The 25,402-nt window shown below is 70.5% G+C and carries 28 protein-coding genes and 1 pseudogene; 17 read left to right on the forward strand and 12 right to left on the reverse strand.

What is annotated here, in order from left to right:
* The first annotated feature begins 10 nt into the window (after positions 1-10).
* Complete coding sequence (locus tag OXS49_RS08175) at positions 11-1,483, forward strand: M81 family metallopeptidase (protein ID WP_267423390.1); 1,473 nt, start codon at positions 11-13, stop codon at positions 1,481-1,483.
* Positions 1,480-2,613 carry a M20/M25/M40 family metallo-hydrolase gene (locus OXS49_RS08180; protein WP_267423391.1) on the forward strand — a complete coding sequence of 378 codons (1,134 nt, stop codon included), beginning with the start codon at positions 1,480-1,482 and terminating at the stop codon, positions 2,611-2,613. Before OXS49_RS08175 ends, OXS49_RS08180 begins: the two co-directional genes overlap by 4 nt.
* Positions 2,614-2,738: 125 nt before the next feature.
* Here OXS49_RS08180 and OXS49_RS08185 read toward each other — a convergent pair whose 3' ends face one another.
* Positions 2,739-4,130, reverse strand: coding sequence for an amidase family protein (locus tag OXS49_RS08185; RefSeq protein ID WP_267423392.1), 1,392 nt, complete (start codon positions 4,128-4,130; stop codon positions 2,739-2,741).
* 308 nt (positions 4,131-4,438) lie between these two features.
* Between OXS49_RS08185 and OXS49_RS08190 the strand changes: the two genes are divergently transcribed.
* On the forward strand, positions 4,439-4,588 hold the full coding sequence (locus OXS49_RS08190; protein WP_244005528.1) for a hypothetical protein: 150 nt from the start codon (positions 4,439-4,441) through the stop codon (positions 4,586-4,588).
* 5 nt (positions 4,589-4,593) lie between these two features.
* Here OXS49_RS08190 and OXS49_RS08195 read toward each other — a convergent pair whose 3' ends face one another.
* Positions 4,594-5,502 (reverse strand): metallophosphoesterase, encoded by a 909-nt coding sequence (locus OXS49_RS08195; RefSeq protein ID WP_244005526.1) that lies wholly within the window; start codon positions 5,500-5,502, stop codon positions 4,594-4,596.
* Positions 5,503-5,591: 89 nt separating this feature from the next.
* Positions 5,592-6,083 (reverse strand): annotated as a pseudogene (locus OXS49_RS08200) (VIT family protein); the annotation flags it as partial.
* Between the two features lie 292 nt (positions 6,084-6,375).
* On the opposite strand from OXS49_RS08200, the gene OXS49_RS08205 reads away from it, so the two are divergent.
* Genes OXS49_RS08205 through lpxK form a run of 3 tightly spaced genes read left to right on the forward strand, consistent with a single transcriptional unit; the run spans position 6,376 to position 9,472 of the window.
* The gene (locus OXS49_RS08205; protein WP_244005525.1) at positions 6,376-7,161 is read left to right on the forward strand and encodes a lysophospholipid acyltransferase family protein; all 786 of its coding nucleotides are present in this window, start codon (positions 6,376-6,378) and stop codon (positions 7,159-7,161) included.
* Positions 7,158-8,489, forward strand: coding sequence for a 3-deoxy-D-manno-octulosonic acid transferase (locus OXS49_RS08210; RefSeq protein ID WP_267423393.1), 1,332 nt, complete (start codon positions 7,158-7,160; stop codon positions 8,487-8,489). Before OXS49_RS08205 ends, OXS49_RS08210 begins: the two co-directional genes overlap by 4 nt.
* Positions 8,489-9,472 (forward strand): tetraacyldisaccharide 4'-kinase, encoded by a 984-nt coding sequence (gene lpxK, locus OXS49_RS08215; RefSeq protein WP_267423394.1) that lies wholly within the window; start codon positions 8,489-8,491, stop codon positions 9,470-9,472. Before OXS49_RS08210 ends, lpxK begins: the two co-directional genes overlap by 1 nt.
* 3 nt (positions 9,473-9,475) lie before the next feature.
* Here the strand turns inward: lpxK and OXS49_RS08220 are convergent, their stop codons facing one another.
* Complete coding sequence (locus OXS49_RS08220; protein WP_244005518.1) at positions 9,476-9,694, reverse strand: DUF2093 domain-containing protein; 219 nt, start codon at positions 9,692-9,694, stop codon at positions 9,476-9,478.
* Positions 9,695-9,758: 64 nt separating this feature from the next.
* Positions 9,759-10,745 (reverse strand): bifunctional riboflavin kinase/FAD synthetase, encoded by a 987-nt coding sequence (locus OXS49_RS08225; protein ID WP_267423395.1) that lies wholly within the window; start codon positions 10,743-10,745, stop codon positions 9,759-9,761.
* Positions 10,746-11,036: 291 nt separating this feature from the next.
* On the opposite strand from OXS49_RS08225, the gene OXS49_RS08230 reads away from it, so the two are divergent.
* The 6 genes from OXS49_RS08230 (at position 11,037) to OXS49_RS08255 (ending at position 15,091) form a co-directional block, all read left to right on the forward strand.
* On the forward strand, positions 11,037-11,420 hold the full coding sequence (locus OXS49_RS08230) for a response regulator (RefSeq protein ID WP_091719055.1): 384 nt from the start codon (positions 11,037-11,039) through the stop codon (positions 11,418-11,420).
* Positions 11,421-11,531: 111 nt separating this feature from the next.
* The gene (locus OXS49_RS08235; RefSeq protein WP_244005514.1) at positions 11,532-12,065 is read left to right on the forward strand and encodes a protein phosphatase CheZ; all 534 of its coding nucleotides are present in this window, start codon (positions 11,532-11,534) and stop codon (positions 12,063-12,065) included.
* A gap of 98 nt (positions 12,066-12,163) precedes the next feature.
* Complete coding sequence (locus OXS49_RS08240; RefSeq protein WP_244005604.1) at positions 12,164-12,958, forward strand: creatininase family protein; 795 nt, start codon at positions 12,164-12,166, stop codon at positions 12,956-12,958.
* Between the two features lie 68 nt (positions 12,959-13,026).
* Complete coding sequence (locus OXS49_RS08245) at positions 13,027-13,740, forward strand: DUF1223 domain-containing protein (protein ID WP_244005512.1); 714 nt, start codon at positions 13,027-13,029, stop codon at positions 13,738-13,740.
* Positions 13,737-14,408, forward strand: coding sequence for a sigma-70 family RNA polymerase sigma factor (locus tag OXS49_RS08250; protein WP_267423396.1), 672 nt, complete (start codon positions 13,737-13,739; stop codon positions 14,406-14,408). Before OXS49_RS08245 ends, OXS49_RS08250 begins: the two co-directional genes overlap by 4 nt.
* Positions 14,408-15,091, forward strand: a complete 684-nt coding sequence (locus OXS49_RS08255; RefSeq protein ID WP_244005509.1) for an NrsF family protein — start codon at positions 14,408-14,410, stop codon at positions 15,089-15,091. The genes OXS49_RS08250 and OXS49_RS08255 overlap by 1 nt, the downstream gene beginning before the upstream one ends.
* A 124-nt stretch (positions 15,092-15,215) precedes the next feature.
* Here OXS49_RS08255 and OXS49_RS08260 read toward each other — a convergent pair whose 3' ends face one another.
* On the reverse strand, positions 15,216-15,707 hold the full coding sequence (locus OXS49_RS08260) for a YcgN family cysteine cluster protein (RefSeq protein ID WP_267423398.1): 492 nt from the start codon (positions 15,705-15,707) through the stop codon (positions 15,216-15,218).
* 272 nt (positions 15,708-15,979) lie between these two features.
* Here OXS49_RS08260 and OXS49_RS08265 point away from each other — a divergent pair, with 272 nt between their 5' ends.
* The 3 genes from OXS49_RS08265 to OXS49_RS08275 are packed head-to-tail and all read left to right on the forward strand — an operon-like array spanning position 15,980 to position 19,561.
* The gene (locus OXS49_RS08265) at positions 15,980-18,256 is read left to right on the forward strand and encodes a PBP1A family penicillin-binding protein (protein ID WP_267423400.1); all 2,277 of its coding nucleotides are present in this window, start codon (positions 15,980-15,982) and stop codon (positions 18,254-18,256) included.
* A gap of 4 nt (positions 18,257-18,260) precedes the next feature.
* Positions 18,261-18,944, forward strand: coding sequence for a DUF1214 domain-containing protein (locus OXS49_RS08270; RefSeq protein ID WP_267423402.1), 684 nt, complete (start codon positions 18,261-18,263; stop codon positions 18,942-18,944).
* A complete protein-coding gene (locus tag OXS49_RS08275) occupies positions 18,932-19,561 on the forward strand; it encodes a hypothetical protein (RefSeq protein ID WP_267423404.1) in 630 nt (209 codons plus the stop codon). The genes OXS49_RS08270 and OXS49_RS08275 overlap by 13 nt, the downstream gene beginning before the upstream one ends.
* 406 nt (positions 19,562-19,967) lie before the next feature.
* On the opposite strand, the gene OXS49_RS08280 is transcribed toward OXS49_RS08275, so the two are convergent.
* From OXS49_RS08280 to OXS49_RS08305, 6 genes are all read right to left on the reverse strand, one after another.
* Positions 19,968-20,195 (reverse strand): DUF1127 domain-containing protein, encoded by a 228-nt coding sequence (locus OXS49_RS08280; RefSeq protein ID WP_267423405.1) that lies wholly within the window; start codon positions 20,193-20,195, stop codon positions 19,968-19,970.
* Positions 20,196-20,314: 119 nt separating this feature from the next.
* Positions 20,315-21,052, reverse strand: a complete 738-nt coding sequence (locus OXS49_RS08285) for a helix-turn-helix transcriptional regulator (protein ID WP_267423407.1) — start codon at positions 21,050-21,052, stop codon at positions 20,315-20,317.
* Positions 21,053-21,137: 85 nt separating this feature from the next.
* Positions 21,138-21,908 carry an anti-sigma factor gene (locus OXS49_RS08290; protein ID WP_267423408.1) on the reverse strand — a complete coding sequence of 257 codons (771 nt, stop codon included), beginning with the start codon at positions 21,906-21,908 and terminating at the stop codon, positions 21,138-21,140.
* The gene (locus OXS49_RS08295) at positions 21,905-22,447 is read right to left on the reverse strand and encodes a sigma-70 family RNA polymerase sigma factor (protein WP_267423409.1); all 543 of its coding nucleotides are present in this window, start codon (positions 22,445-22,447) and stop codon (positions 21,905-21,907) included. Before OXS49_RS08295 ends, OXS49_RS08290 begins: the two co-directional genes overlap by 4 nt.
* A 207-nt stretch (positions 22,448-22,654) precedes the next feature.
* The gene (locus OXS49_RS08300) at positions 22,655-23,461 is read right to left on the reverse strand and encodes a hypothetical protein (RefSeq protein WP_267423410.1); all 807 of its coding nucleotides are present in this window, start codon (positions 23,459-23,461) and stop codon (positions 22,655-22,657) included.
* 13 nt (positions 23,462-23,474) lie between these two features.
* Positions 23,475-23,681, reverse strand: coding sequence for a hypothetical protein (locus OXS49_RS08305; protein WP_267423411.1), 207 nt, complete (start codon positions 23,679-23,681; stop codon positions 23,475-23,477).
* A gap of 429 nt (positions 23,682-24,110) precedes the next feature.
* Between OXS49_RS08305 and OXS49_RS08310 the strand changes: the two genes are divergently transcribed.
* Together OXS49_RS08310 and gshB are read left to right on the forward strand one after the other, a co-directional pair.
* A complete protein-coding gene (locus OXS49_RS08310) occupies positions 24,111-24,398 on the forward strand; it encodes a hypothetical protein (RefSeq protein WP_244005498.1) in 288 nt (95 codons plus the stop codon).
* A 46-nt stretch (positions 24,399-24,444) separates the two neighbouring features.
* Positions 24,445-25,401 carry a glutathione synthase gene (gshB, locus tag OXS49_RS08315; protein ID WP_267423412.1) on the forward strand — a complete coding sequence of 319 codons (957 nt, stop codon included), beginning with the start codon at positions 24,445-24,447 and terminating at the stop codon, positions 25,399-25,401.
* Position 25,402 lies beyond the last annotated feature (1 nt).

Raw genomic sequence — 25,402 nt, forward strand, 5'->3', positions numbered from 1 at the left:
GGACGGAACCTTGAAGATCTTCATCGCGGGCCTCGCCACCGAGACCAACACCTTCGCGCCGCTGCCGACGGGCCGCGCGGCCTTCCACGCCGACTATGCCCGCCGGGACGGCACCCGGAACCCGCCGAGTCTCAGCAATATCGGCCTCAAGGCGTGGCGCGAACTGGCCGAGGCCGACGGCCATACGGTCGTCGAGAGCCTCTCGACCTTCGCGCAGCCCGGCGGGATCACGCTCCGGGCCGTCTATGAGGAGCTGCGCGACGCCCTGCTGGACGACCTCAAGGCCGCGCTGCCGGTCGATGCGGTGCTGCTGTTCATGCACGGCGCCATGGTGGCCGAGGGTTATGATGATTGCGAGGGCGACACCCTGGAGCGTGTCCGCGCCATCGTGGGGCCGGACGCGGTGATCGGCGTCGAGCTCGACCTGCACTGCCACCTGACCGAGACGATGCGGCAGAGCGCCGACCTCATCGTGATCTACAAGGAATACCCCCACACCGATATCGTCGACCGCGCCCGCGATCTCTATCCGCTCGTGATGCGGTCGGTCGCAAAAGAGATCCGGCCGGTGATGGCCTATGCCGATTGCCGGATCATCAACATGTGGCGCACCAGCCGCGAGCCGGTCGCGGGCTTCGTGCGCCGGATGGAAACGCTCGAGGGGCGGGACGGCATCCTGTCGGTGTCCTTCGGGCACGGCTTCCCGTGGGGCGACGTGGCCGATGTCGGCGCAAAGATACTCGTCGTCGCCGACGGCGATGCCGGCAAGGCGCAGGCGCTCGCCGACGACCTCGCCACCGCCGTCTGGGCGATGCGCGAGGAGGCGGCGAGCCGCTGCGACACGATCGACGCCGCCATCGATGCGGCTTTGGACTCCGATGATCCGCGCCCGATGGTGCTCGCCGATTTCGCCGACAATGCTGGCGCGGGCGCCCCCTCGGACAACACCGCGATCCTCGCGCGCTTGGCCGAGCGCGGGGTGCGGGACGTGGCCCTCGGCCTGATCTGGGATCCCGGCGCGGTCGGGATCTGTCACGAGGCCGGGCTCGGGGCGCGCTTCACGCTCCGGATCGGCGGCAAGTGCGGCGTGACCTCGGGCGATCCCGTCGACCTGCGCGTCACCGTGCGCGGCCTCTCCGAGGACCACAGCCAGACCGGGCTGAGTGGCGGCCGGGCCCATCTCGGCCCCGCCGCCTGGGTCGAGGCCGACGGGCTCCACGTGGTGCTGACCCACAAGCGCCAGCAGGCCTTCGCGCCGGACGCCTTCACGGGGCTCGGGCTCAGCCTCGACGACAAGCGGATCGTCGTGGTGAAGTCGATGCAGCATTTCTATGCCGCCTTCGCGCCCATCGCGAGCGCGGTTCGCTACGTGGCGGCGCCCGGGGCGGTCCCGCCGGATTACGGCGCGATCCCCTACACGAAGCGCTCGGGCCGCTACTGGCCCCGAGTCGCCGACCCCTTCGCCGCGGAGGCCGCCCGATGATCCCGGATCTGCACCTCGACGCGGGTGAGATCCTCGCGACGTTGCGCCCCTGGGTCGAATGCGAGAGCCCGACCTATGACGCGGCCGCGGTCAACCGGATGATGGGTGTGGCCGCCCGGGACCTCGCCCTCCTGGGCGCGCGGGTCGAGACGATCCCGGGGCGGATGGGCCTGAGCGATTGCGTCCGCGCGCGCTTCGCGCATCCGCGCCGGGACGAGCCGGGGATCCTGATCCTCGGTCATCTCGACACTGTCCACCCGGTGGGGACGCTCGGCGCCCTGCCCTGGCGGATCGCGGGTGATCGCGCCTACGGACCGGGCATCCTGGACATGAAGGGCGGCAACGTGATCGCGCTGGCGGCGATCCGTGCGCTCGCGGCGGCCGGGATCGAGACGCCGCTGCCGATCACCGTGCTGTTCACCGGCGACGAGGAGATCGGCAGCCCCTCGACCCGCGACCTGATCGAGGCCGAGGCCGCCCGCCACACCTTCGTGCTGGTGCCCGAGCCCGGCCAGCCGGAGAATGGCGTGGTCACGGGCCGCTACGCCATCGCGCGGTTCGACCTGGAGGCGACCGGCCGCCCGAGTCATGCGGGTGCCTCGCCCCACGAGGGGCGCTCGGCGATCCGCGCCATGGCGCGCAAGATCCTCGCGATCGATGCCCTGTCGGATGCCGATTGCACCTTCTCCACCGGCATCGTCTCGGGCGGGCAATGGGTCAATTGCGTGCCGACGCTCTGCCGCGGCCAAGCGCTCAGCATGGCCAAGCGACAGGCCGATCTCGACCACGGCGTCACGCGGATGCTGGCTCTGGCGGGGGAAGAGGACGGCGTCCGCTTCACCGTGACCCGCGGCGTGACCCGGCCGGTCTGGGAGCCCGATGCCGGCTGCATGGCCCTCTACGAGACGGCGCGGGGCTTGAGCGAGACGCTCGGCCATTCTCTGCCCCACCGCAGCGCCGGCGGCGGCTCGGACGGCAATTTCACGGGCGCCAACGGCATTCCGACGCTGGACGGGCTCGGTCCCCTCGGTCAGGGCTATCACACCCTGGAGGAGCACGTGCTGATCGAGACGCTGCCGCAGCGGGCACGGCTGTTCGCGGCGCTGCTGGCGAGCCTCGGGGCTGCGTGAGTCGTGGTTTCGAAAGGTCGAGACCTTTCGCGGGTCCAGGGCAGAGCCCTGGAGACCATCTCAGGGTTCTGCCCTGAGAACCCGCCAAAGGGCTCAGCCCTTTGGAAACCCAGGTCGAAGGGGTCTCAGGCCGGATCGACCGGCATCTCCGGTACCCCGGCCGCCTCGATCGCGGCACCGGCCGCGAGGCACAGATCCTCCCGGTAGCGGGCGGCCACGAGCTGCACGCCCACGGGCGTGCGCCCGACGAGGCCGGTGGTCACCGTCAGCGCCGGGATCCCGAGCGGCGCCAGCCCGACCTGAAGGAGGTTCGCCTCGAAGGCCCGGGCGACGCCGGCCTCCGTCCGGTCGAGCCCGTCCGGGAACGGCAGCTCGGCCGAGACCGGCACGAGCAGCACCGGGTTCTCGGCCAGGAACAGCGACCAGTCCCGGACGAGCGTGAGGCGACGCGTCAGCGCCCGGGCGATCGCGTCCGGTGGCATCGCCTCGGCCCGCGCCCGGAAGCTCTCGAGGAGGCCGATCGCCGCCGGGTCACCCTCGCGCTCGGCCGCTTCACGGACAGCCGCGTAGCCGTCGCCCAGCCAGAGCTGCAGCTGCAGCTCGCTCGCCTCACGGATCGGCGGCGTGTCGGCGATCTCGGTGACCGTCCAGCCGGCTTCCGACAGTCGGCGGGCCGAATCCCGCAGGGCGTTCTCGACCTCCGGCACGGTGGCGAGACCGCCCGGCCGCACGCACAGGGCGACCCGGCGCGGGACTTCCGGGCCCACGAGCGGCGCCGGCACCCACCAGGGATCGCGCGGATCGGGCGCCGCCATGGCTTCCAGGCCGAGGCGCACATCCGCGATGCTGCGGGCCAGCGGCCCCGATACGGCCATGAGCTGCGGTCCGATCCCGCGCTCGGGGGAAGACGGGTTCCAGGCCGGGATGCGGCCGAGGCTCGGGCGCAGGCCGTGCACCCCGCAGGCATAGGCCGGGTAGCGCACCGAGCCGGCGATGTCGGTGCCGTGGGCGATCGCCCCGATCCCGGCCGCCACCGCGGCGCCGGCCCCGCCCGACGAGCCGCCCGGCGTCAGAGCCGGATCGCGCGGGTTCTTGGTGTCGCCGTGGAGCTGGTTGGTGGTGAACCAGCGCAGCGAGAAGGCTGGCGTGTTCGTCCGCCCGAGCAGCACCGCGCCGGCCCTGCGGAGATTGGCGACCACGGGATTGTCGTCCCCGGCCATGAGATCGCGTTGGAGCCGTAGCCCGTTGGTGGTCGCGAAGCCGCGCTGGTCGGCGTTCACCTTCACGGTCACGGGCACGCCCGCCAGCGGCCCAAGGGCCTCGCCGCGGCCGCGGGCGGCGTCGATCGCCTCCGCCTGCGCCAGCACTTCCTCCGGGCGATGCTCGACCACGGCGTTGATCCGGCCGTTGACGGTGTCGAGCCGGTCCAGGGCCGCCTGCGCGACCTCTCGGGCCGAGACCTGACCGGTCCGAATCAAAGCCGACAGGTCGGTCGCCGTCAGACGCCAAAGCTGCATCGAAATTCCTCTCGCGCGCCCCAAGGGGCCAAAATCCGCCCCTGATTCGCGTCGCTGGGCGGCGTCGCATAGTTGCATTCAATATGCAGGCCAGCCGCCGCTTTTTTGCGCAGCCCGGGATCGTCAGTCCGTACAAGGATTTGCCGCGCCGCAGCAGAAATACCTAAGCATTCGTCCGTATCCGACCCTTGCCACGAGGGGTCTGATCGATAACGTGCTCATTGTCCGCGCGTTCAACAGAATCATTCACGAGGGAGGGACGATCTCCTCGGTCCACGGCAAGTAACCTCCAACACAGGACAAGACCCATGGCAGAGGTGATTCGCGTCAAGCCGACGCATGACGGCACGTACACCGTGTATCGTGGCACATTGGCCCTGATCTGCGGCCTGACACGGCTCCAGGCCGAGCGCTACGAGGCTAGCCTGACCGGGCAGAAGCTCGCAGCCGTCGTCTGATCGGCTCAGGCCACATCAACGGGCCCGAGGTCGCACATCGTGCCCTCGGCGCCCAGTCCGCGGCGCCGGGCCGCGAGCGCGTAGCCGTCTCCCGCCTGGGCGACTTCGTACACGATGTAAGAGGCCCGGCGCGCCGCGACGGCCCCATGCCCATCGGGCCGGGCCGACGCTGAGGATGCACCCACGACCGGCACGCCGCGCCCATCGGGGCCCGGGATGCGGGCGGTGCTGGTCACGTGGTTGTGGCCGTGCAGGATCAGGTCCGCACCCGCGCGTCCGATCATCGCCGTGAAGGCCGCCGCGTCGAGCAATTCGCGGCCCGCCGTCGCGCCGCCCGGCTGCGGCGGGTGATGGATCATCACGACCCGGAATGGACGGCCCGGCTCGGTGGCGAGCGCCCGGAGCAGGGATTCGGCCGCTGCCAGCTGCGGCGCGCCCAGGCGTCCCGTGGCCACGAAGGGTTTCGTCGGGATCGCGCTCGACAGGCCGACCAGGGCAAGCGGCCCGCGCCGCCGCAGATACGGGAAGCGGCCGACGGATCCGGAATCGTCGCCCGTGTAGGCGCCACAGGCTTCGAGCAGCCCCTCCAGGGAGCCGCGGACGTAGGCGTCGTGATTGCCCGGCACGAAGCTCACCGCATCCGGTGAGCCCAACGCCTCCAGGAAGGTGCGCGCCGTCGCCCACTCGCTCGGCAGGCCGATGTTGCACAGGTCGCCCGTGCAGGCGACGTGCCCGGCCCCCTGCCCTTTCAGATCGGCGACCAGCCTCTCCAGTACGGTCATGTCGTGGCTGCGCGACCGGCCGCGCCGCCAATTGGCGTAGCCGGTGGCCCGCTTGCCGATGAGCTGATGCAGACGCACCCGGCCCAGGGGGCCGACATGCGGATCGCTGAGGTGGACGAGGCGGAAGGTCAACGCCGGGAATCACGCGCGGGACGGCCCGGGAGCGGCCGAGGAGCGGCCCTCGCATCGCGGGCGCGGGCGCCGCCGTCAAGCGGCACCTGTCACGCGCTGCCGATCAGCATCCCCACGGCCAGAACCAGGGCGCCGCCGAGCATGACCTGCAGGGCTGCGCGCGGGAACGGCGTGGCCATGTAGCGGGTGCGGATCGCCGCGATCGCCACGAGCTCCACGATGACGACCACTACCGCGAGGCTCGTGGCAAGCCAGAAGGGATTCGGCCAGCCGGCCGGCAGGGTGTCGGGGATCGCGTAGGGCAGCGTGTGGCCGAGGCCGCCGAGCGTCGTCATCGCGCCGCAGACGAGGCCACGGATCCAGGGGTCGCCGCGGCCGGTGATGCTGCCGTCGTCCGACAGGGCCTCGGTGAAGCCCATGCTGATCCCTGCCCCGACCGAGGCCGCGAGGCCCACCAGGAACGTCGCGTGGTTGTGACCCGTGGCGAAGGCCGCCGCGAAGATCGGCGCCAGCGTCGAGACCGAGCCATCGATCAGACCGGCGAGGCCGGGTTGCACGTAACGCAGGACGAAGGCGCGGCGGGCTTCTGCAGCCAGCGCCGCGGAGCTTTCGAGGACGGCGGCCATAGCGGCTCTCCTTTTCTAGATCGATTCCAATCTATAGTCTGGAATAAATCTAAACAAGCCGGCTCGCCGTGTTTTCGCCGTGCCGCAGGAGCATCCGCGTCACCCCGGGGCAGCAGCTTAGCCGGCGCTTCGCGCGCAGGTTGTGATCTGGGCCGATTGTTTCGTCTGATGCGCGGGGGCTAGAGCATGCGCTGTCGATTCCGATCCGGAACTGATCGGGTGGCGCTCCGGCCACCCCAGGCGTGACATGAGCCTCGGCAAACGTTTCCTTCGTCAGCCCGGCGTGCAGCGCCTGCTCGGCCGCTTCGCGGCGGCCTACCTGCGGCTGGTGCAGCGGACCAACCCTTTCGTGGTCCAGGCCGGCGGCGCGTCGGCCGGGCAGGCCAATGCCTGGATCGACGCGCACACGCCGATGATCGCCGGCATGTGGCACGGCCAGCACATCATGATGCCCCTGATGCGCCGGTCCCACGACAGGGTCGCCACGATCATCTCGCGCAACACGGACGGCAACATCAACACCATCGCGCTGGAGCGACTCGGCGTCCGGGTGATGCGGGCCTCGGGCGCCCGCGGCCGGAATCGGGCCACGGATGCGCGCGCCAAGGGTGGGGCCGAAGGGCTGCGGGCCATGCTGCGGGCGCTCAAGGACGGCGAGTCCGTGGCGTTCAGCGCGGACGTGCCGAAGGTCTCGCGCCGGTGCGACGCCGGCATCCTGACGCTGGCCCGCCTCTCGGGCCGGCCCATCATCCCGGCGGCCGTCGTGACGAGCCGGCATCTGCGCTTCAAGTCCTGGGATCGCGCCTGTCTGGGCCTGCCGTTCGGGCGCGGCGCGATCGTGCTGGGCGATCCGATCTATGTGCCGCGCGACAGCGCGGGCGAAGCCTTCGAGACGCTCCGCCGCTTCGTCGAGGCCGAGATGAACCGGGTCCATGCCCGCGCCTACACCCTGGTCGGGCGCGCCGACCGGGCTGCGCTCTACCGCGATGCGCCCTCGGTCGAGGCCGCCGCGCCGGTGGGAGACGCCGCATGAGGCGTCCCTCCGTGACCTTGCCGCTGCGGGCCTACCGGGTCGGCCTGTGGGTCGGCGAGCCGGCCCTGTCCGGGCTCCTCGCGTGGCGGGCGCAGCGCGGCAAGGAGGATCCGCTGCGTCTCCCCGAGCGGCGCGGCCTGCCCGGGCGGGCCCGCCCGGTCGGTCCCCTGGTGTGGATGCACGGCGCCAGCGTCGGCGAGGCCCTGTCGCTGATCGGCCTCGTGGAGGGCATGATCGCCCGCGGGTTCTCGGTTCTGGTCACCACGGGCACCCGCGCGGCCGCCGACCTGATCGGCGCCCGCCTGCCGGTCGGCGCCGTCCATCAGTACATGCCCCTCGACGCGCCGCGCTGGATGGCGCGCTTCCTCGATCACTGGCAGCCGAACCTCGCGGTCGTCGCTGAATCGGAGATCTGGCCCAACATGATTCTGGCGCTCGATGAGCGCGAGATCCCGCTGATCCTGGTCAACGGCCGCATGTCGGAACGCTCGTTCCGCGGTTGGGAGCGTTGCCCGCGCACCGCCAAGGCACTCCTGTCGCGGATCGCGATCTGCCTCAGCCAGACCCAGGACGATGCGGCCCGCTTCGCCCAGCTCGGCGCGCCGCGGGTGAGCATTTCCGGCAACCTGAAATTCGACGCGTCGGTGCCCCCGGCCGACCCGCAGCAACTCGCGTATCTGGGGTCCATGGTGGCCGCACGGCCGATCTGGATCGCGGCCAGCACACATGCGGGCGAGGATTCCACCATCGCGTACGCGCACGCCTTGTTGAAGGAGCGCTTCCCCCAACTCCTCACGCTCATTGCCCCGCGGCATCCGTCCCGGGGCGCGGAGGTCGTCGAGTGCGCAGCAGCCCTGGGGCTGCGGACCGCCCGGCGCTCCGCCGGTGGGCGCCCCCATCCATCCGTGGACGTCTACGTCGCCGACACGATCGGCGAGCTGGGCCTGTTCTACCGCCTCGCTCCCCTGGGGTTCCTGGGTGGCTCGCTGGTGAGCCGGGGCGGCCAGAACCCGATCGAGCCGGTGCGTCTCGGCACGGCGGTGCTGCATGGACCGCATGTCGAGAATTTCGGCATGGTCTACCAAGCGCTCGATCGGGCCGGCGGGGCCGTTGCGGTGCAGGACGGCGTCGAACTGGCCGCGGTTGCGGGCGAGCTCCTGGGGAATCAGGCCCGGCTCGCCACCATGGCGCAGGCGGGACAGCGCGCCCTTCAGCCCTTCGAGGGAGCGGTAGCCCGCACGCTCGCGGTGCTCGACCCGTTCGTCGCACAAATGAAGCTGCAACGCCTCGACCGGGGCGGTCGCGTGCGCCCGCTCGCGCGGGCCTGATGCGGCCTCCCGGATTCTGGGCTTCCGGACCGGATCATCCGTTGGCGCGCGTCCTGGCACCCGCGGGGGCAGCCTACGGGGCGCTGGTGGCCCGGCGCATGGATCGGACGGGCGTGCGGGCGGGCTGTCCTGTCCTGTGCCTGGGCAACTTCACGCTCGGTGGGGCAGGCAAGACGCCCGCCGCGCTCACCGTCGCGGCCCTGCTCGCCGAACTCGGGCGTGCGCCCGCCTTCCTGTCCCGCGGCTATGGCGGCCGGACGGCCGGTCCGATGCAGGTCGATCCGCGCCGGCACAGCGCCGGGGAGGTCGGCGACGAGCCGTTGCTGCTCGCCTGCCGGGCGCCGACGATCGTCGCGCGTGATCGGCCGGGAGGAGCCGCCCTGTGCCGGCGACTGGGTGCCGACGCCATCGTGATGGATGACGGGCTGCAGAACCCGTCGCTCGTGAAGGATCTCAGCCTCGTGGTCGTGGATGCGCCCGTCGGCGTGGGCAACGGCCTGCCCGTTCCGGCGGGGCCGCTGCGGGCGCCACTCGCCCGGCAATGGCCCCATGTCGGCGGCTTGATCGTCATCGGTGAGGGGGCGCCGGGCGACACCATCGCCCGGGCCGCCGCGGACCGGGGCGTTCCGGTCCACCGGGCACGCCTCGTCCGGGAGACGGACGATTGGGCAGGCCGGCGCTGCCACGCCTTCGCGGGCATCGGGCGCCCGGAAAAATTCTTCGCCACCCTGGTTGAGACAGGGGCCACGCTCGCCGCGCAGCGCGCCTTCCCGGATCACCATGCCTATCGGGACGGCGAACTGGCCGCCCTGCTCGAGGCGGCGCGGCGACTCGATGCCGAGCTTGTCACGACCGAAAAGGACGCCGTGCGCCTGCCCGCTTCCTTCGTGGCCCGGGTGCGGGTGCTGCGCGTGCGCCTCGTGTTCGACGATCCGGACGCTGTGCGCCGCCAACTGCAACAGGTGCTCGACGCCGCTCCCTGACGATCAGGGCCGGCCGGTCTCCTTCAACCGCTTCAGGATCGCCTCGGGGGAGGAATAGGCTTCCTGGCGCAGCGCACTCCAGTAGCGCAACCCATCGAGGGGAATCGGCTCGCCGGTCACCGCGCAACGCACGAAGCTGCCGGGCTTGATCACCCGCATGGTGCCGTCGCCGTACTCGACCACCGCTTCGCCGTTGTTCGCGCGCTCGTAACGACCCAGCACGTCCGCCTCCTGCTTGATGCCGCCTTTCTACACGATCGGCGCGGCCGGCGATCCCCCCGGGACCTCAGTCCAGCATCGACCGGGTTGCATCGCGCGCCAGCAGGGATCGCGCCGCGTCGGCGTCGATGTGCATCCGTTCGACCAGCGCCTCGGCGCTGGCGAACCGCTCCTCCCCGCGGATATAGCCCACGAACTCCACGGCGATCTCCTGGTCGTAGAGATCGCCGGAGAAATCGAACAGGTAGGTTTCGAGGAGCGGCGCCCCATCGTCGAAGGTCGGGCGGCGGCCGTAGCTGGCGACACCATCGCGGAACCGGCCCGATGCCATGCGCACCCGCACCGCGTAGATCCCATGCGCGAGACCGCAATCGGGCACCATCACGTTGGCGGTGGGGAAGCCGAGCTGCCGGCCGCGCTTGTCGCCGTGGCGGACGGGGCCCAGCACGAACCAGCGGTAGCCCAGCAGGGCGTTGGCCCGGGCGATGTCCCCCGCGGCGAGCGCCGCGCGGATCGCGCTCGATGAGACCGGGTCTGCCTCGTCGCCGAGGGCGACCGGCGCCACGATGCGGCAGCTCAGGCCCGCCTCCCGGCACAGATCGGCCAGGACCGCGGGTGTGCCCTCACGGCCACGGCCGAAATGAAAATCGTGGCCGACCACCACGCCGGACAGGCCGAGCGATCCCTTCAGGAAGTCGATCACGAAGGCGTGCGCCCCCGTGGCGGCAAGCGCCCCGTCGAACCGGCGCACGATCAGCCCGTCGAGCCCGAGGCGCGCGAACACGACCTCCTTGGCGGCCAGGCTGGTGAGGCGGAACATCGGCGCGTCGGGGGTGAAATAGGCCCGCGGATGCGGCTCGAAGGTCAGCACGACGGCCGGCCGGCCGGTATCCCGAGCCGCCGCCCGCACGCTCTCCACGAGGACGCGATGGCCGAGATGGACGCCGTCGAAATTGCCGATCGCCGCCACGGCCCCCGCAAGGTCCGGCGGAACCGGCGCGTCAGGACGGCCAATGGTGAAGGACCGCGCCGCCGTCTCGTCGCCTGAGGCCATTGTGTCGGGGTCGGATACGCGAAAGGTCGGGTTCGGATCGCAGGTCATGCCCGCATGGGGCCGACGCGACCGGACCCTGCCCAAAGGCGCCCGGAGGGTCAAGCGAGGGGCGGATGCCGCGGTGCAACACTTTGGTATGCCATGCGCCGCCGGCTGCAATTAACGGCTTCGCAATGCGCAGGCCCTATTCAAAATCACGTGCGGCGCAGCTAAATTGCAGCCATAGCGAAGCGTTAATCTTTCCGGGAGCCGCCGCGGCCTCCCGCCGGGCAATTACGGAGTAGTGGTTCGATGGCTCTCGACTTGAGCATGCCGATCCTCGTTGTCGACGATTATCAGACGATGGTCCGCATTATTCGAAATCTTCTGAAGCAGCTCGGCTTCGAAGAGGTTGATGACGCTTCTGACGGTACCGAGGCACTGGCCCGTCTCAAGGACCGCAAGTACGGCCTTGTGATCTCGGACTGGAACATGGAGCCGATGACGGGGTACGAGCTGCTCCGGCACGTGCGCGCCGACGAAAATCTTCGCACGACGCCGTTCATCATGGTGACGGCCGAATCGAAGACCGAGAACGTCATCGCCGCCAAGAAGGCCGGCGTGAACAACTACATCGTCAAGCCGTTCAACGCCGCCACCCTGAAATCGAAGATCGAAGCCGTCTGCGGCAGCTGATTGAGATCGATGACACGCGCCCCGCGCCGTCCGCCCGGCTCCCCGATCCTTCGGAAGACGCCCGTACACGGCGCGGATGGTCCGGACGGAGGCCGATCTCAGGAGAACAGCATGTCGTTAGCCGTCCCCCGGCAGTCCGAAGTGCGGTTCCGGGAACCGCAGGCCGTCATCGCCGAGTTGAGCGAGATCGCCGAGTACATCTCCCATCTCCGCGAGGAGATCGGGGCCCTCCGCGCGAACGAGATGAGTCGCGATCGGATCCCCATGGCGCACGAGGAGCTCGGCAGCGTCGTCGTGGCGACGGCCGGCGCCACCAACACGATCATGGAAGCCGCCGAAGCCATGCTCGGCCTGCCCGACGGGCCGGGCTACCGCGAGGCGGTCGAAGAGCGCATCAACACGATCTTCGAGGCCTGCGCGTTCCAGGACATCACCGGGCAGCGGATCGCCAAGGTCGTCGAATCGCTGCGGCTGTTCGAGCAGCGCCTGGCCCGGTTCGTAGGCGCCGTGAAGGCGCGCGACACCGCGTCCACGGACCCGGCCGAGCGTACCCGCCGGGCCCGGGCCGAGGATCTGATGCTCAACGGCCCCCAGGCCGACGGAGCCGTGCCGTCCCAGGACGATATCGACGCGCTGTTCGGCTGAGTCGATTCACTCGGCGGCCTGTCGACTCGCCGGCCCCGCACCGTCTAGAGGGGCCGGTGACCTGTCGCCGCCCGGCGCAGGCGGAGGTCCCGGCAGGCATGGCGGCGCGGCTCTGGTCCGACTTCACCACGGATGACCTGGCGAGCCGCGACATGCGGCGTGCCATTGCGGTGCTGCCGGTGGCCGCCATCGAGCAGCACGGCCCGCATCTGCCGCTCGCGACCGATACGATCATCGCGGAGGGCTACCTCGCTGGCGTGTGCGCGTGCGCACCGGCTGATCTCGACGTGCTGATTTTGCCCGTGCAGGCGATCGGCAAGTCCGACGAGCACGATGCCTTTCCGGGCACGCTCTCGCTGGACACCGGGACGGCGCTGGCCGCCTGGACGGGGATCGGCACCGCCCTCCACCGGGCTGGCTGTCGCAAGCTCGTGATGGTTTCGAGCCACGGCGGCAACAGCGCCATCATCGATCTCGCGGCGGCCGAGCTGCGCGCCCGGCACAGGATGGTGGCGGTGACGACCGCCTGGGCGCGGTTCGGCTACCCGGAGGGCCTGTTTCCGGCCGGTGAGATCGCCCACGGCATCCATGCCGGCGGGGTCGAGACCGCGTTGATGCTGGCGCTGCGGCCGGACCTCGTGCGGACCGACCGGATCGCCGATTTCCCGCCGCGGACGCGCGCGATGGTCCGCGATTTCACCCATCTGCGTGCCGGCCGACCCGCGGCCTTCGCCTGGAAGGCGGGCGACCTTCATCCTTCCGGCGCCATCGGCGACGCGCGCCTCGGCACTGCGGAGGCCGGGCGCGCGGCCCTGGCGCATGGGGCTGAAGCCTTCGTGGCGCTGCTGCGCGACGTGGACGCGTTCGAACTCGACGGGTCGGACCCGGGGTAACCGAAGCCGCCGCGGGGCGAAGGGAAAGGTGCGCCGGATCGATCCACCGGCGCGCAGGAATCTCGTCCATGCGCCCTGTCGTCTCGATCGCCCTCGCCCTCCTCGGTGCCGCCCTCGGCCCGGCCGCGGCCGCAGAACGCCCCGTCGTCGTCGAGCTCTTCACCTCGCAGAGCTGCTCCTCCTGCCCGCCCGCAGAGGCGCTGATCGGGCGCCTCGCGCATGAAGGCGCCGCAATCCTGCCGCTGGCGTTCCACGTCACCTACTGGAACCATCTGAATTGGCGTGACCCCTACGCGCTGCCGGCCGCGACCGCGCGGCAGGAGGCCTATGCGGCCCGGCTCGGCGGGCCCACCTACACGCCGCAGGCCGTGATCGACGGAACGGTCGGCCTCGTCGGATCCGACGAGGCGGCTGTGCGCGGCGCCATCGCGCGGGCCCGGGCGGCCGGACCCGGCATCCCGCTGGCTCTGACCCGCGAAGGCGATCAACTGGTCGTACGGGTCGGCACCGGGAACGGCGCCGCGAAGGTGGTGCTGGTCGGGTTCGATCCGAGCCACACCACCCGGGTACTGCGCGGCGAGAATGCCGGGCGCACCCTGGAGCAGGCCAACGTCGTCCGCGCGATCCGCGATCTCGGCCGCTGGTCCGGGGGCGCTGCGACCTTCGCGGCGGCGCGTCCGGAGGGCGAGGCGGCGGCCGCTCTGCTCCAGGCGGAGGACGGGCGCATCCTCGCTGCCGCCCGCCTCGATCAGGATGGGGTGCAGCGGGAGGCGCTGCGATGATCCTCGCCGTGCAGGCCGGGCTCGCACCGTGCGGCTGGTCGCTGGCGCCGGGCTCCGAGGCCGGGCAAGATGCGGCACGAGCCAGGGGGCGGAACGGCGGCGGGGCCCGGATGGTGCTCGAAGAGGAACTCGCGGGTCTGATGGCGTCGGCGCAACGCGGCGATGCCGCTGCCTATCGCGCGCTGCTGAAGGCCTGCCTGCCCGTCGTCTCGGCGATCGCCCGGTCGCAGGGCGTCCGCGGCGAGGCGGTGGACGACGTCGTGCAGGACACGCTGATGACCGTCCACCGGGCGCGGGCGAGCTACGATCCCGCCCGTCCGTTCATGCCCTGGCTGCGGGCCATCACGCAGCGGCGGGCGATCGATCGGCTGCGCCGGTCGGGCCGCCGCCCCCGGGAGGTCAACGATCCCCTCGCCTACGAGGCCGAGGTCGATCCCGGCCCGGCGCCCGGCCAGAGCCTCGAGGCGCGGGACCGTGCCGCGGCGCTCGCCCGCGCGGTGGCGTCCCTGCCCGATGGGCAGCGGCAGGCGGTCGAGCAGCTCGGCCTGCGCGAGTTGTCGCTCGACGAGGCCGCGGCGCTCACCGGCCGCAGCAAGGGCGCATTGAAGGTCAATCTGCATCGGGCGCTGAAGGCGCTCCGGACCAGCCTGACGCGGGAGGCGGAGTGATGGCTGAGCGTGCCGGCTGCGAAGCCACCCGTCACGACCGGCTCGTCGAGGCACTGGCCGGCGAGCTGGAGCCGGTCCGGCCGCTGCCGGCGCCGGGGATCCGCACGGCTGTGTGGCTCGGCGCGGCGCTGCTGGCCGGGCTGCTGCTGGTGGCCGAGGCCGGCATGACGGGCTTCATGCTGCGCATGCACGTGCCGGATCTCGCCCTGGCGGCCATCGGCGCCGTGCTGACGGCGATCACCGCGGCCTACGCAGCCTTCGCCACGAGCGTTCCGGGCCGCTCGGGCCGGTGGGCGCTGCTGCCGCTGCCGCCCCTCGCCCTCTGGATCGGTGCCAGCGGGTTGGGCTGCCTGCGGGAGTGGATCGCCCCCGGAACCGACCTCCCGGGGGCCCATACGGTCGCGGACTGCTTCAGCTTCCTGATCTGCGCCTCGGTGCCGCTGTCGGTGCTGATCGTGACGATGCTGCGCCGCGCCTGCCCGCTGCGGCCGAACCTGACGGCGGCGCTCGGCGGCCTCGCCGTGTCGGCGGCTGCGGCGGCTCTGCTGATGCCGGTCCACCCGCATGACGCCACCGCGACGGATCTCCTGATGCATGCGGCGGCGGTCGCCATCGTGATCGCGGTGAACGGTCTGGCCGGGGGACGGCTGCTCGCCCCGTCATCGCGCACGGAGCCTGTCTGATCCGGGATCCCGGGTTTCCGAAGGGCTTCAGCCCTTTGGTGGGTTGTCAGGGCGAAGTCCTGACGGATTCCCGGGCTCTGCCCTGGAACCGCGAAAGGTCTCGACCTTTCCAATCCAGGACTTTTCAGCCCGCCTGCGGATCGAGTGCCGGCCAGTCCACGATCCGGTCCGGGTATTCCTCTTCCGAAAACTCCTCCTCGTTGCCGGACAGACGGCCGCGCACCGAGATGCCGGCCTCGTGGACGCTCGCGGCCCGACCCGAGATCAGCGGGTGCCAGGGATAGAGCGGCTCCCCGTCCCGCACGAGGCGGTAGGCACAGGTCTGCGGCAGCCAAGCGATGGCCCGCACCGCCTCGGGCGTCAGCCGGACGCAATCGGGCACCCGCTTCTGGCGGCGGACATAGTCGCGGCACCGGCAGGTCAGACCGTCGAGCAGCGTGCAGCCGATATCGGTGTGGTGGACCTCGCCCGTGTCCTCATCCTCGAGCTTCAGGAGGCAGCACCGGCCACAGCCGTCGCACAGGCTCTCCCACTCGGCTGGGGTCATGGCTTCGAGCGTCTTGGTGCGCCAGAACGGCTCGGCCGCCCCGTGGCGCACCGCCTCGGGCTTGGGCATCGATGTGGTCTCTCGATCGGAAGGGCGTCTCTCTGCCCGAGCCGGGGCGGCGGAGCAAGCGTGGCCGCAATCCTGCGACTGGGTCAGGTCTCCGCGCGTTATGCCCAAGCGCGTCCGCGGCGATTCGCGAGACTGCGCAGAGCCTCGCCCGCGGTTCCGGATCCTGCTATGGAGGAGGATGCCGTGCGGTGGCCCGGCCGCAGCTCCCGTGTCTGCGGTTCAGACGCTTCACGCCCCGCCGCAGAGGCGCTCGACAAGCCGGGTTCGACATCGTGCGCCTGCCGACGCTCACCGAGATCAAAGTTCGCCTGGAACGGGCCGCCCTCGCCTTCGACGCCTGGGTCAACGCCAGCCTGTACGACAGCGGCCGGTCAACCGGCGAAGCCTATGAGCGCTTCCGGCGGGTCATGGGCCGCTTCGCCGTGCGCGGCTGGAAGCGCGCCGTGCTGGATCTCACCAGCGAGGGCGTCACCATCGGCACCGGCGGCGCCGTGCTGATGCTGGCGTTCGCGCAGCCTGCCTTCCAGCTCACCAGCGAGAACTGGCTGAAGCAGCAGGATCTCGCGGTCACCTTCCTCGACCGCTACGGCACCGAGGTCGGTCGGCGCGGCATCAAGCACGACGACTCGCTCAAGCTCGACGAGTTTCCCGACATTATGATCAAGGCGCTGGTCTCGACCGAGGATCGGCGCTTCTACGAGCACTGGGGCATCGACCCGATCGGCACCCTGCGGGCGCTGGTCAACAACTCGAAGGGCGGCAACGGCACGCAGGGCGGCTCGTCCATCACCCAGCAGCTCGCCAAGAATCTTTTTTTGACGAACGAGCGTTCCCTCGAGCGCAAGATCAACGAGGCCTTCCTCGCACTTTGGCTGGAGAGCCATCTCACCAAGAACGAGATCCTGAAGCTCTACCTCGACCGCGCCTATATGGGCGGCGGCACCTTCGGCGCCGTGGCGGCGGCGGATTACTATTTCGGCAAGCCGCTCAAGGACATCAGCCTCGCCGAGGCCGCCATGCTGGCGGGCCTGTTCAAGGCGCCGACCAAGTACGCGCCGCACGTCAACCTGCCGGCCGCCCGCGCCCGGGCGGCGGACGTGCTGCACAACATGGTGGAGGCGGGCTTCGTCACCGAGGGGCAGATCCAGACCGCCCTGCGCAATCCCGCGACCCCGGTCACCCGAACCCGCGACATCACAGCCGACTACTACCTCGACTGGGCCTTCGGCGAGATCAAGGGCATGGCCGACGCCGGCAAGCTGCGCAACGACCGCGTGCTGACGGTGAAGACGCCGCTCGACCTCGCGATCCAGAAGCGGGCCGACGAGGTGGTGGCCGACACCCTGCGCAAGTCCGGCGACGCCATGGATGTCGACGAGGCCGCCATGGTGATCCTCGATCCTGATGGCGCTCTGCGCGCCATGGTGGGCGGCGCCGATTACGGCGAGAGCCAGTTCAACCGCGCCACCGACGCGCTGCGCCAGCCCGGCTCGTCGTTCAAGCCCTACGTCTACTCGGCCGCGCTCAATTCGGGCCTGTTCAAGCCCGAAACGGTGGTGGTCGACAGCCCGGTCTGCATCGGCAACTGGTGCCCGCAGAACTACGGCCGCTCCTATGCCGGCCGCGTGCCGATGTGGCTCGCGGTGGCGAAGTCGATCAACACGATCCCGATCAAGATCTCGATCGCGCTCGGCAAGGGGATGGGCATCACCCACGAAGCCAAGGCCGCCAAGGCCGGCCGCACCAAGATCATCGACCTCGCCCACAAGATGGGCATCACCTCGAACCTGATCGATACGGTCTCGATGCCGATCGGCTCGGACGAGGTGACGGTGATCGACCAAGCCGCGGGCTACGCGGTGTTCGCCAATGGCGGCTTCCGCGCAAAGCCCTACGCCGCCATGGAGGTGAAGAACTCCTCCGGCGAGGTGATCTACCGCCACGCCGACGAGGCGCCCGAGCGGGTGCTCGCGCCCCAGGTCGTGGCCGACATGAACTTCATGCTGAACAAAGTGGTCGAGGAGGGCACCGGCAAGCGGGCGCAGCTCGAGGGCGTGAAGGTCGCGGGCAAGTCCGGCACCACGAACGCCTACCGGGACGCGTGGTTCGTGGGCTACACCGGCAATTACGTCGGCGCCGTCTGGTTCGGCAACGACGACCACACCTCGACCAACAAGCTGACCGGCGGCTCGCTCCCGGCCCAGACCTGGCACGACGTGATGGAGCCGGCCCACCAGGGTATCGAGATCAAGCCCCTGCCGGGGCTGAAGGAAAGCCCCCGTGCCGCCCAGCAGCAGGCCTCCGGTGGTCCCACCGCGCCGATCGATCCCAATGCCAGCGCCTACGGCAAGCTTTCGCGCCGCTCCTTCGAGGTGATCAACGGCCTGAACGGGCTGTTCCGCACGGTCGAGCGTGTGCCCGCCGGCTCAGGCGACGCCCAGAAGGGCGCCCGCAAGCCCGACGACCGCGCCTCGGCCGGCCCCCTCGACAGGGCGCGGGCGATGGCCGAGGGCAGCCGTGCGCCCGGCGGCTTCGTCGAGGTCCGGTGAGCGCATGAGGGACGCGATTCCGGTGTCCGGCAGCCACGCGGCCGCATCCGGGCAGGCCCCGCGTGGCGGCGTGATCCGCTTCATCCGGCGCCTGTGGCGGAAGAGTTCGGTGACCGGGCTCGCCGTCTACGCTTTGGCGCTCGGCGGCGCGCTCGGTCTCGCCAGCGCCGACTGGGCGACCAGTGGCGGTTACCCCTTCGGCGGCGTGCAGGTCGGTGCCTGGACTGCCTGGCCCCGGGCCGGTGCAGCGAATGCCGATCCCTACACCCGCGCGGTCAACGCGCGCCGGGGCGAGATCCCCCTCGCGGTGGGTGAGGGCCTGCTTCTGACGGCGGCTGCGGACGATGCCGGCCAGGCGCTCGATGCCGCCTGCACCTATCGGATCGGCGGCGGGACGCCCCCGGCCCGGGCCTGGACCATCACGGTGGCCGGCCGTGGGTCCCGGGAACCCGGCCGACCGACGCTACGCGAGGGCTTCACCTCCACCGAGGTCCTCCGATCGGCCGAAGGCCGGTTCGCCGTGGTGCTCGCGCCCGATGTTCAGCCGGGCAACTGGCTTCCGAGCCCCCGGGCGAGCGGGCCGGTGCGGCTGGCGCTGCGCCTCTACGACACGCCGGCCGCCGCCAGCGCCGGATCCCTCGACCGGTCCTCGGTGCCGGCCATCACCCGCCTGGGATGCGCATCGTGAGCCTGCGCGTCGTCTATGCCACGCTGGTCGGTCTCGTGCTGGCCGGGATCGTCCATGTCGCGGCGGTGCTGGCCATCCCCGTCCTGTCGGAGAAGGATGCCGTCTCGCGCGCCCGGGCCAGCGAGAACCTGGACCATCCGCAGCCGATCTACACGGTGGCGACGGGCGACGACCCCTCCCCGTCCGAGGCGTGGCTGCCGATTCCGGATCCCGCCGTGGCTGTGGGCGTCTGTGCCTACGATCTGGCCGACGGGCCGATGCGCGTCTCGGCGCGGACCGGGGCGCTGTCCCTGTCGCTCGCCGCCCATGCCCGGCGCGGTGCCTTCTACGCGGTGACCGATCAGGCGGCAGTGCGCGGCGCCCTCGACCTCGTAATCCTCACCCGTGCTCAATACGACGAGGCGCTGGCCGACGACGACGAGAACGATCCGAGCCGCGACGTGCGGATCGTCGCGCCGGATACGCGTGGCTTTGTGGTGGTGCGCGTGATCGCCGGCCTGCCGAGCCAGCGCCCGGCCGCGAACGCCGCGATCCAGGGTGTCTCCTGCACCACCGACACGGCCACGGACGATGCGCCGGCGGGCAAGGATCCGTCCGGCAAGGGCGCGGGGCGGTAGCGGATCGGGCACCGATCCGTCCGCGCGTTGCGAAGGCTGTGTTGCGTCCGCAGACCGGCGCGTTCGACGTGCCGCGGAGAGCCGACGACTTGTCGGTCCAGGAACGCCGACGCGCTTTTCCGACGCGCAGCGGACAGCTGATCGGCGCACCGTCGCGCTCAGCGGATGCCTCGGGGCACCTCATCCGGACCGGAGCGGGAACCCGCGCCTCACCCCGGAAGACGGCATCACTGTCGTGTGCCGTGCCGCATGGCGACCGGGAGCGGCTCTCCATGCCGCGCCGTTCGATTTTGGGGGCCGACGCGCGCAGGGACACATCGCTTCGGTGGATGCCCGCCCACGATGCCGCCGCGATATCGCCGACGGGGATGCCGATTGCCGGCGGCAACCCGTTGCAGGCTGTGTTTCAGCCCAAAATGGGCTGGAGCGTGAGAGGCGACAGACCCGCCGACGCTCTGCCGGTTTGACCCGCGGATGCGGCCGTGAACGTGCATCCGTTGTCGCAGAACATGCGCAGCGTGCGCCGATCCAGGCCGATGTCGCAGAGCATGGCGTCGTCGAGTGCCGACAGAATCCGATAGTTGCGCGCCGCCGTGCGCGCTATCCGAGCGGATGTCAGGTATGAAAAGATCATGGTCTATACTCCATACGAGCAAAGACGTGCTGTTTGGTCAAACTGCGACCTTGATCATCATTACTATTTCGGTTGATATTGACATCACCCATTCGAATTAAGGGCCAAAAATATTGAAATCAGTCAGGCGATAAGTCTTGCCTGGCGGCGATCGGTTGCGGGCAAAGCAGGAGCAGCCGCATCAGTTCCGCCTGTCGGCGCGTGCCGGTCTTCTCGAAGATGTGCCGGAGGTGGACCTTCGCCGTGTTCGGTTTAATGCCCCGGCGCACCGCGCTGGTGGCCAGGTCGTGCCCGGCCAGGACATCGGCAGCCAGAGCTGCCTCGGCGGGCGTCAAGCCGAACTGGCTCTGCAGGACAGACGTGTCCGGGGGCCGAACCGAGGCCGGATCGGTGAAGCGCAGGAGCACGGTCGATGTGGCGATCGAGCCGACCGGCGCGGGGATCGCACACGCGGCGACGAGGAGCACGCCGTGCTCGCTCACGAGGCGGGCCGATCTCCCGCCGCCGGCAGCACATCCCGCGATGACGCTGCGAAGGGTGACGCCTTGGCTGGGTGACGGGCCGCGCAGATGGCCGCCTTCGAGACGCAGAAGCCCGGCGCGGACCAGGGCGTGCCCGGCGCGATTCAGGAAATGGACCCGCGCGGAGGGGTCTGTCACTGCCACCCCTTGTTCGAAGTTGTCGATGAAGGTGCCGAGCGCGATGTGCACGAGTGTCGGGCCTGCGCAGGAGTGTTCGGCTTTGGCGACGCCTCGACTGCGAAACGCCGCGCCGTTGCCCGGTTCGTGCACAGCATCGGATCCGCCCGCCCAACCTCTGTCCGTCCCCTGCGGGAAGCGATCTGCGATGGCGATCACGCGCGGCCCCTCGATGTCTGGGTAGAACGACATCATTGGAAACCCGGCAAGCCGCGGACTTATTCCCGGGCGCGCGCAGGATCGCTCACCCCTGTCGCGTAATCCGCGACTGGAACAGGTCGATGAAGCTTCGCAGCGCGCGTGCGTTGAGATCGGACACCACCCAGTAGGTCAGGTCTCCGGCGTTCCACCGCAGGATCGTGGACCCCTCCCGGCGCTCCTCACCCTCCGGCGGGCCGGCGGTGGCTGGGACGACGGTGACGCTGATGACGTGGCGGTCGTGTCGATAGACGAGGGTCGGGACGGGCTTGCCTGCGACGATGTCGATCCGACCGCCGATGAGGGGGAAACCCTGGTCCGCCAGATCGGGTGCGTCCGGCGCGAGGAGTGTGCGCCCGTTGAACCAGGGCTTGACGACGTGCCCGTCGGAGGAGGCGATGTCGAACGGCTGCGGCGCGGCGAGCCCTCTCAGGTGGCTGGCGAGCACGGCCTCGCTCGTCGTCGGCGCGGCACCGTGTTGGTCGAGGTAGACGGCGCCTCCGCCGATCGACGCGCCGACGGCGATGCCGAACACCAGAGTCGCGGCGAGCATGCGCCAAGACCCGGACCAGTTGCGGCCCGGGGCGGCGTCAACGAAGCCGATTGTCTGCACCACGCGTCCACGCAGCGATTCCGGCGCTGGCGCGCCCGGCAGCGTTCCGCGCAGGCTGGCCGAGAGGTCACGGAGCCGGCCGGCCGTCGCCCGCAATTCAGGCTCCGCCGCGAGCCGGCGCTCCATGGCGAGCACCTCGCCGGGCGACAACTCGCCGTCGCAATAGGCGCTGAGAAGGAGGAGCGTCTCGTCGTCGCCGGTCATCGTTGATCTCGCGGGAATTGTTCGAGCAGCCTCTGCCGGGCGCGTCCGAGGCGGGACATCACGGTCCCGACCGGCACCCCCGTCACCTCGGCGATCTCCCGGTAGCCGAGGCCGTGGTACTCGCGCAGCACCAGCGCCTCTCGGAATGGGACCGGCAGCGTTTCGATCGCCCGGGTGAGATGCCGCGCCTCGTCGTGCGCGATGAGGGCCGCCTCGGGCGTCTCTGGGGCCTGAATCGAGGGGCCGCCCGTGTCCAGCTCGGCGCGGGCGACCGGATCCAGGTCGTCGGCGAAGACCACCGTGCGGGGCCGGTGCCGCTGCAGCCAGGAGTACCCGGTGTTGCGGACGATGGTCAGGAACCACGCGCGCGCGTTGCCCTCGGCGAAGGTCTCGATCGCCCGGTAGGCCCGGAGACACGCCTCCTGCATCACGTCCTCGGCGTCGGTCGCGTCGCCGGTGAGCCAGCGCGCGAGCCGGTAGCCTTCGTCGAGCCGCGGGAGGATGAGCTGGCTGAAGCGTGCGCGGGCGAGCGGCGTCATCCGGCGCGCCCGGCAGCACCCGTCCCGACAATGTCCTGCGCAGCCATGGATGCGTTGCCTTGCCGTCGTGCGCCCCGATCATCGGACTCGGCAATCCGACCGTTTATTCCCGTAACGGAGGTTGAGCGCTGCAATGTCGTGCGCTGCCTCGGATCCGGATGTCGGTCGTCGTTGGCCGTCCCCGATTGTGCCGGCTCCGGCCGGTCCTCAATTCTTGACGACGAGTGGCGCGGCCTGCGCCACCGGCAGCGGCACCGCTTCGAGCCCGCATCGTGCGGCGGCATCTACGGGCAGGAGAGGGTCCAAGAGGTTACGCCGGGCCGCCAGCATCATGATGGTCCGCTCGGCCGTGACCGATTCGGGCGCCGGCGCCGCGGCGAACAGGTGCTCCAGGGCGAAGCGGTAGCGGGCCAGCCGCAGGCCGGCCTCGATCCGCACCCAGGCGATCACGCAACGATTCTCGGCGACGCGCCGGGCCGCGTCCTGAACGTCGGCGACGTCGAGGGTCTTGGCGAAGGGCAGACTGCGCAGGCGCGCGGCATCCGCGTCGATCACCCGGGCGGCCAGCGCCGTGAAGAGCGGGATCAGCCGGGCATCCGCGGTCGCGTCGTCACCGAGCTGCCGGTACCGGGAGACCGGCGAGCGCGAGGGCTCGGCGGTCAGGGCGTCGTAGTAGGCGCCGATCTCGTCGTACCGCCAAGTCGGCGGCATCGCGTGGGCGCTGGCGAGGCCCAGGAGCAGATCCTGGAAGGCCGAGAAGGTGCTGGCGGGCTGCACGAACCGCCATGCGCGATCACGCAGCGCCTGCTCGTCGTCGGTCAGCCCGGAATCGAGCAGGAGTCGTCCGCGGTCGTGGGTGCTGAAGCTGCCGGTGGTATCGATCAGCCCGTTCCAGACTCCCGTCCGCGGGCGACCGAAATCACCGCTCTGCGTGCAGGCGGCGAGCAGCGCCAGTGCCACACAGGCGGGCAGGAGGCGGGCTGGCGCGGGCACGTCGCGGCGCGGCTCTGGCATCCCCCGGATGCCGTCAGGACGCGAGGCGCTCGTAGCGCACGCCGAGGAACAGCAAGATCTCGCCCCGGGGCTCACCCGAGCGCGGGATCCGGCGGGCCCGTCGTGCCTCGGGCCCGGGGAAGGGAATCACGCGGGTGTACGTGGCGGGGGTAGGTTCGCTTATCGCGCCGAACCGGATGCTCGGGCGGTCGGCGGTCTCCAGCGGTTTGAAAGGCGTCATGGTCTCCGGCTCCTGTCGGCGGTCCGAGCGTCCGGCCCGGGCCCTCTGAGGGCGTCGGCAAGGGCTACGACGGCAATCCATCACGGGGTGGTTAACGGACTCTTTCGGCCCGATTGACCGGTAACGAAATCCTTAGACCGGTTGGCCCGCGAATTGCGAAGTCTCATCTGCCCATGGCGGGCGTTTCCTCCCTTCGACTTGCGGCCCTGCCCGAAACCGGGTGGGGCCCTTTCTTATGTGCGCCTCCGCGGAGGCGCCGATCCGGCGCTGCGGCCCAGAGGCCACACTCCGGCGAGCCGGCACCACGTGGCACTCCGTCGAACCGCCGGCGCTTGCCTAGCGCCCGGCGCGACCGATATGCCGGATGCGGGTGGAGGGGGGACCGTCGCATCGGTTCTCCGCCCGATCGAGATTTGAGGACACCGCTGAATGCGACTGGTTCCGGAACGATCCCTGCGCGCCGTCCGCCGCCGTGGGCTGCCTGCGCTGGCACTGCTCGTGCTCGCTGCCGGCCCCGCCTACGCCCAGCGCGAGGACCAGGGCCTGCAGCTCGGTTGCGCCAACGACTATTTCCGTCTCTGCGCCGGCGTCGACCCGAACAGCCCGGATGCGGAAAAATGCATGACGCGCAATCGCAAGCGCCTGTCGCCCGAGTGTCGCGCGGCGATCGGCGATTACGACAAGCGCACGGGCGGCAAGTCGATGTCCGACGAGTGAGACGAACGGCGATCATGATGCGCGGCGTTGGCAAGGGGCGTTTCGGATGGGCCTGACCGTCGCCGTCCAGATGGACCCCATCCAGAATATCCGGATCGCGGGGGACACGACCTTTGCCCTGCTGCTGGAAGCCCAGCGGCGGGGGCATTCCCTGCTGTACTACGCGCCGGACCGGCTCTCGATGCAGGGCCGCCGGGTGACCGCGCGGGTCGAGCGGCTGACCGTGCAGGATGTCGAGGGTGCGCATTTCACCTTGACGCCGCCGGAGCGGATCGACCTCGCCGAGGCCGACGTGGTGCTGATGCGCCAGGATCCGCCGTTCGACATGGCCTACATCACGGCCACCCACATGCTGGAGCGGATCCACCCGGAGACGCTCGTGGTGAACGACCCCTTCGAGGTGCGCAACGCCCCGGAGAAGCTGTTCGTCCTCAACTTCCCCGAGCTGATGCCGCCGACCCTGATCAGCCGCGACAAGGCGGAGATCGAGGCGTTCCGGCTGGAGCACGGCACGGTGGCGATGAAGCCGCTGCACGGCCACGGCGGCGCGGCGGTGTTCAAGGTGACCGAGAAGGACCCGAACTTCGGCTCGATGTTCGACTTGTTCGCCACGACCTTCCGGGAGGCGTGGGTGGTCCAGCGCTATCTCGACCGGGTGACCGAGGGCGACAAGCGCATCATCCTGGTGGACGGCGTCGCCATGGGCGCGGTCAACCGCGTGCCGGCGGCGAACGATATCCGCTCCAATATGGTTCGGGGTGGCGCCGCCTCGGCTTCCGAGCTGACCGAGCGCGAGCGCGAGATCTGCGCCACGATCGGCCCGGAACTGGCGCGGCGGGGTCTGATCCTCGTGGGGATCGATGTGATCGACGGCCATCTGACCGAGATCAACGTCACCTCCCCCACCGGCATCCGGGCGATCCAGCGGCTCGGCGGGCCGGATCTGTCGGTGGCGGTCTGGGACGCGATCGAGGCGAGGATCGCCGTGCGCAAGGGCGTGTAAC

Origin of the sequence: Methylobacterium sp. GC_Met_2, assembly GCF_026540795.1 — a bacterium.
In the GTDB taxonomy this organism is placed as follows: domain Bacteria; phylum Pseudomonadota; class Alphaproteobacteria; order Rhizobiales; family Beijerinckiaceae; genus Methylobacterium.

Coding starts and splice junctions, on each gene's coding strand:
- OXS49_RS08245 (WP_244005512.1), top strand. CDS start 13,027: ATGCGCCCTGTCGTCTCGATCGCCCTCGCCCTCCTCGGTGCCGCCCTC.
- OXS49_RS08185 (WP_267423392.1), bottom strand. CDS start 4,130: ATGCAGCTTTGGCGTCTGACGGCGACCGACCTGTCGGCTTTGATTCGG.
- OXS49_RS08270 (WP_267423402.1), top strand. CDS start 18,261: ATGAGGGACGCGATTCCGGTGTCCGGCAGCCACGCGGCCGCATCCGGG.
- OXS49_RS08305 (WP_267423411.1), bottom strand. CDS start 23,681: ATGACGCCTTTCAAACCGCTGGAGACCGCCGACCGCCCGAGCATCCGG.
- OXS49_RS08300 (WP_267423410.1), bottom strand. CDS start 23,461: ATGCCAGAGCCGCGCCGCGACGTGCCCGCGCCAGCCCGCCTCCTGCCC.
- OXS49_RS08180 (WP_267423391.1), top strand. CDS start 1,480: ATGATCCCGGATCTGCACCTCGACGCGGGTGAGATCCTCGCGACGTTG.
- OXS49_RS08210 (WP_267423393.1), top strand. CDS start 7,158: ATGAGGCGTCCCTCCGTGACCTTGCCGCTGCGGGCCTACCGGGTCGGC.
- OXS49_RS08260 (WP_267423398.1), bottom strand. CDS start 15,707: ATGCCCAAGCCCGAGGCGGTGCGCCACGGGGCGGCCGAGCCGTTCTGG.
- OXS49_RS08230 (WP_091719055.1), top strand. CDS start 11,037: ATGGCTCTCGACTTGAGCATGCCGATCCTCGTTGTCGACGATTATCAG.
- OXS49_RS08295 (WP_267423409.1), bottom strand. CDS start 22,447: ATGACGCCGCTCGCCCGCGCACGCTTCAGCCAGCTCATCCTCCCGCGG.
- OXS49_RS08250 (WP_267423396.1), top strand. CDS start 13,737: ATGATCCTCGCCGTGCAGGCCGGGCTCGCACCGTGCGGCTGGTCGCTG.
- OXS49_RS08310 (WP_244005498.1), top strand. CDS start 24,111: ATGCGACTGGTTCCGGAACGATCCCTGCGCGCCGTCCGCCGCCGTGGG.
- OXS49_RS08205 (WP_244005525.1), top strand. CDS start 6,376: ATGAGCCTCGGCAAACGTTTCCTTCGTCAGCCCGGCGTGCAGCGCCTG.
- OXS49_RS08225 (WP_267423395.1), bottom strand. CDS start 10,745: ATGGCCTCAGGCGACGAGACGGCGGCGCGGTCCTTCACCATTGGCCGT.
- OXS49_RS08240 (WP_244005604.1), top strand. CDS start 12,164: ATGGCGGCGCGGCTCTGGTCCGACTTCACCACGGATGACCTGGCGAGC.
- OXS49_RS08235 (WP_244005514.1), top strand. CDS start 11,532: ATGTCGTTAGCCGTCCCCCGGCAGTCCGAAGTGCGGTTCCGGGAACCG.
- OXS49_RS08255 (WP_244005509.1), top strand. CDS start 14,408: ATGGCTGAGCGTGCCGGCTGCGAAGCCACCCGTCACGACCGGCTCGTC.
- OXS49_RS08290 (WP_267423408.1), bottom strand. CDS start 21,908: ATGACCGGCGACGACGAGACGCTCCTCCTTCTCAGCGCCTATTGCGAC.
- OXS49_RS08190 (WP_244005528.1), top strand. CDS start 4,439: ATGGCAGAGGTGATTCGCGTCAAGCCGACGCATGACGGCACGTACACC.
- lpxK (WP_267423394.1), top strand. CDS start 8,489: ATGCGGCCTCCCGGATTCTGGGCTTCCGGACCGGATCATCCGTTGGCG.
- OXS49_RS08275 (WP_267423404.1), top strand. CDS start 18,932: ATGCGCATCGTGAGCCTGCGCGTCGTCTATGCCACGCTGGTCGGTCTC.
- OXS49_RS08280 (WP_267423405.1), bottom strand. CDS start 20,195: ATGATCTTTTCATACCTGACATCCGCTCGGATAGCGCGCACGGCGGCG.
- gshB (WP_267423412.1), top strand. CDS start 24,445: ATGGGCCTGACCGTCGCCGTCCAGATGGACCCCATCCAGAATATCCGG.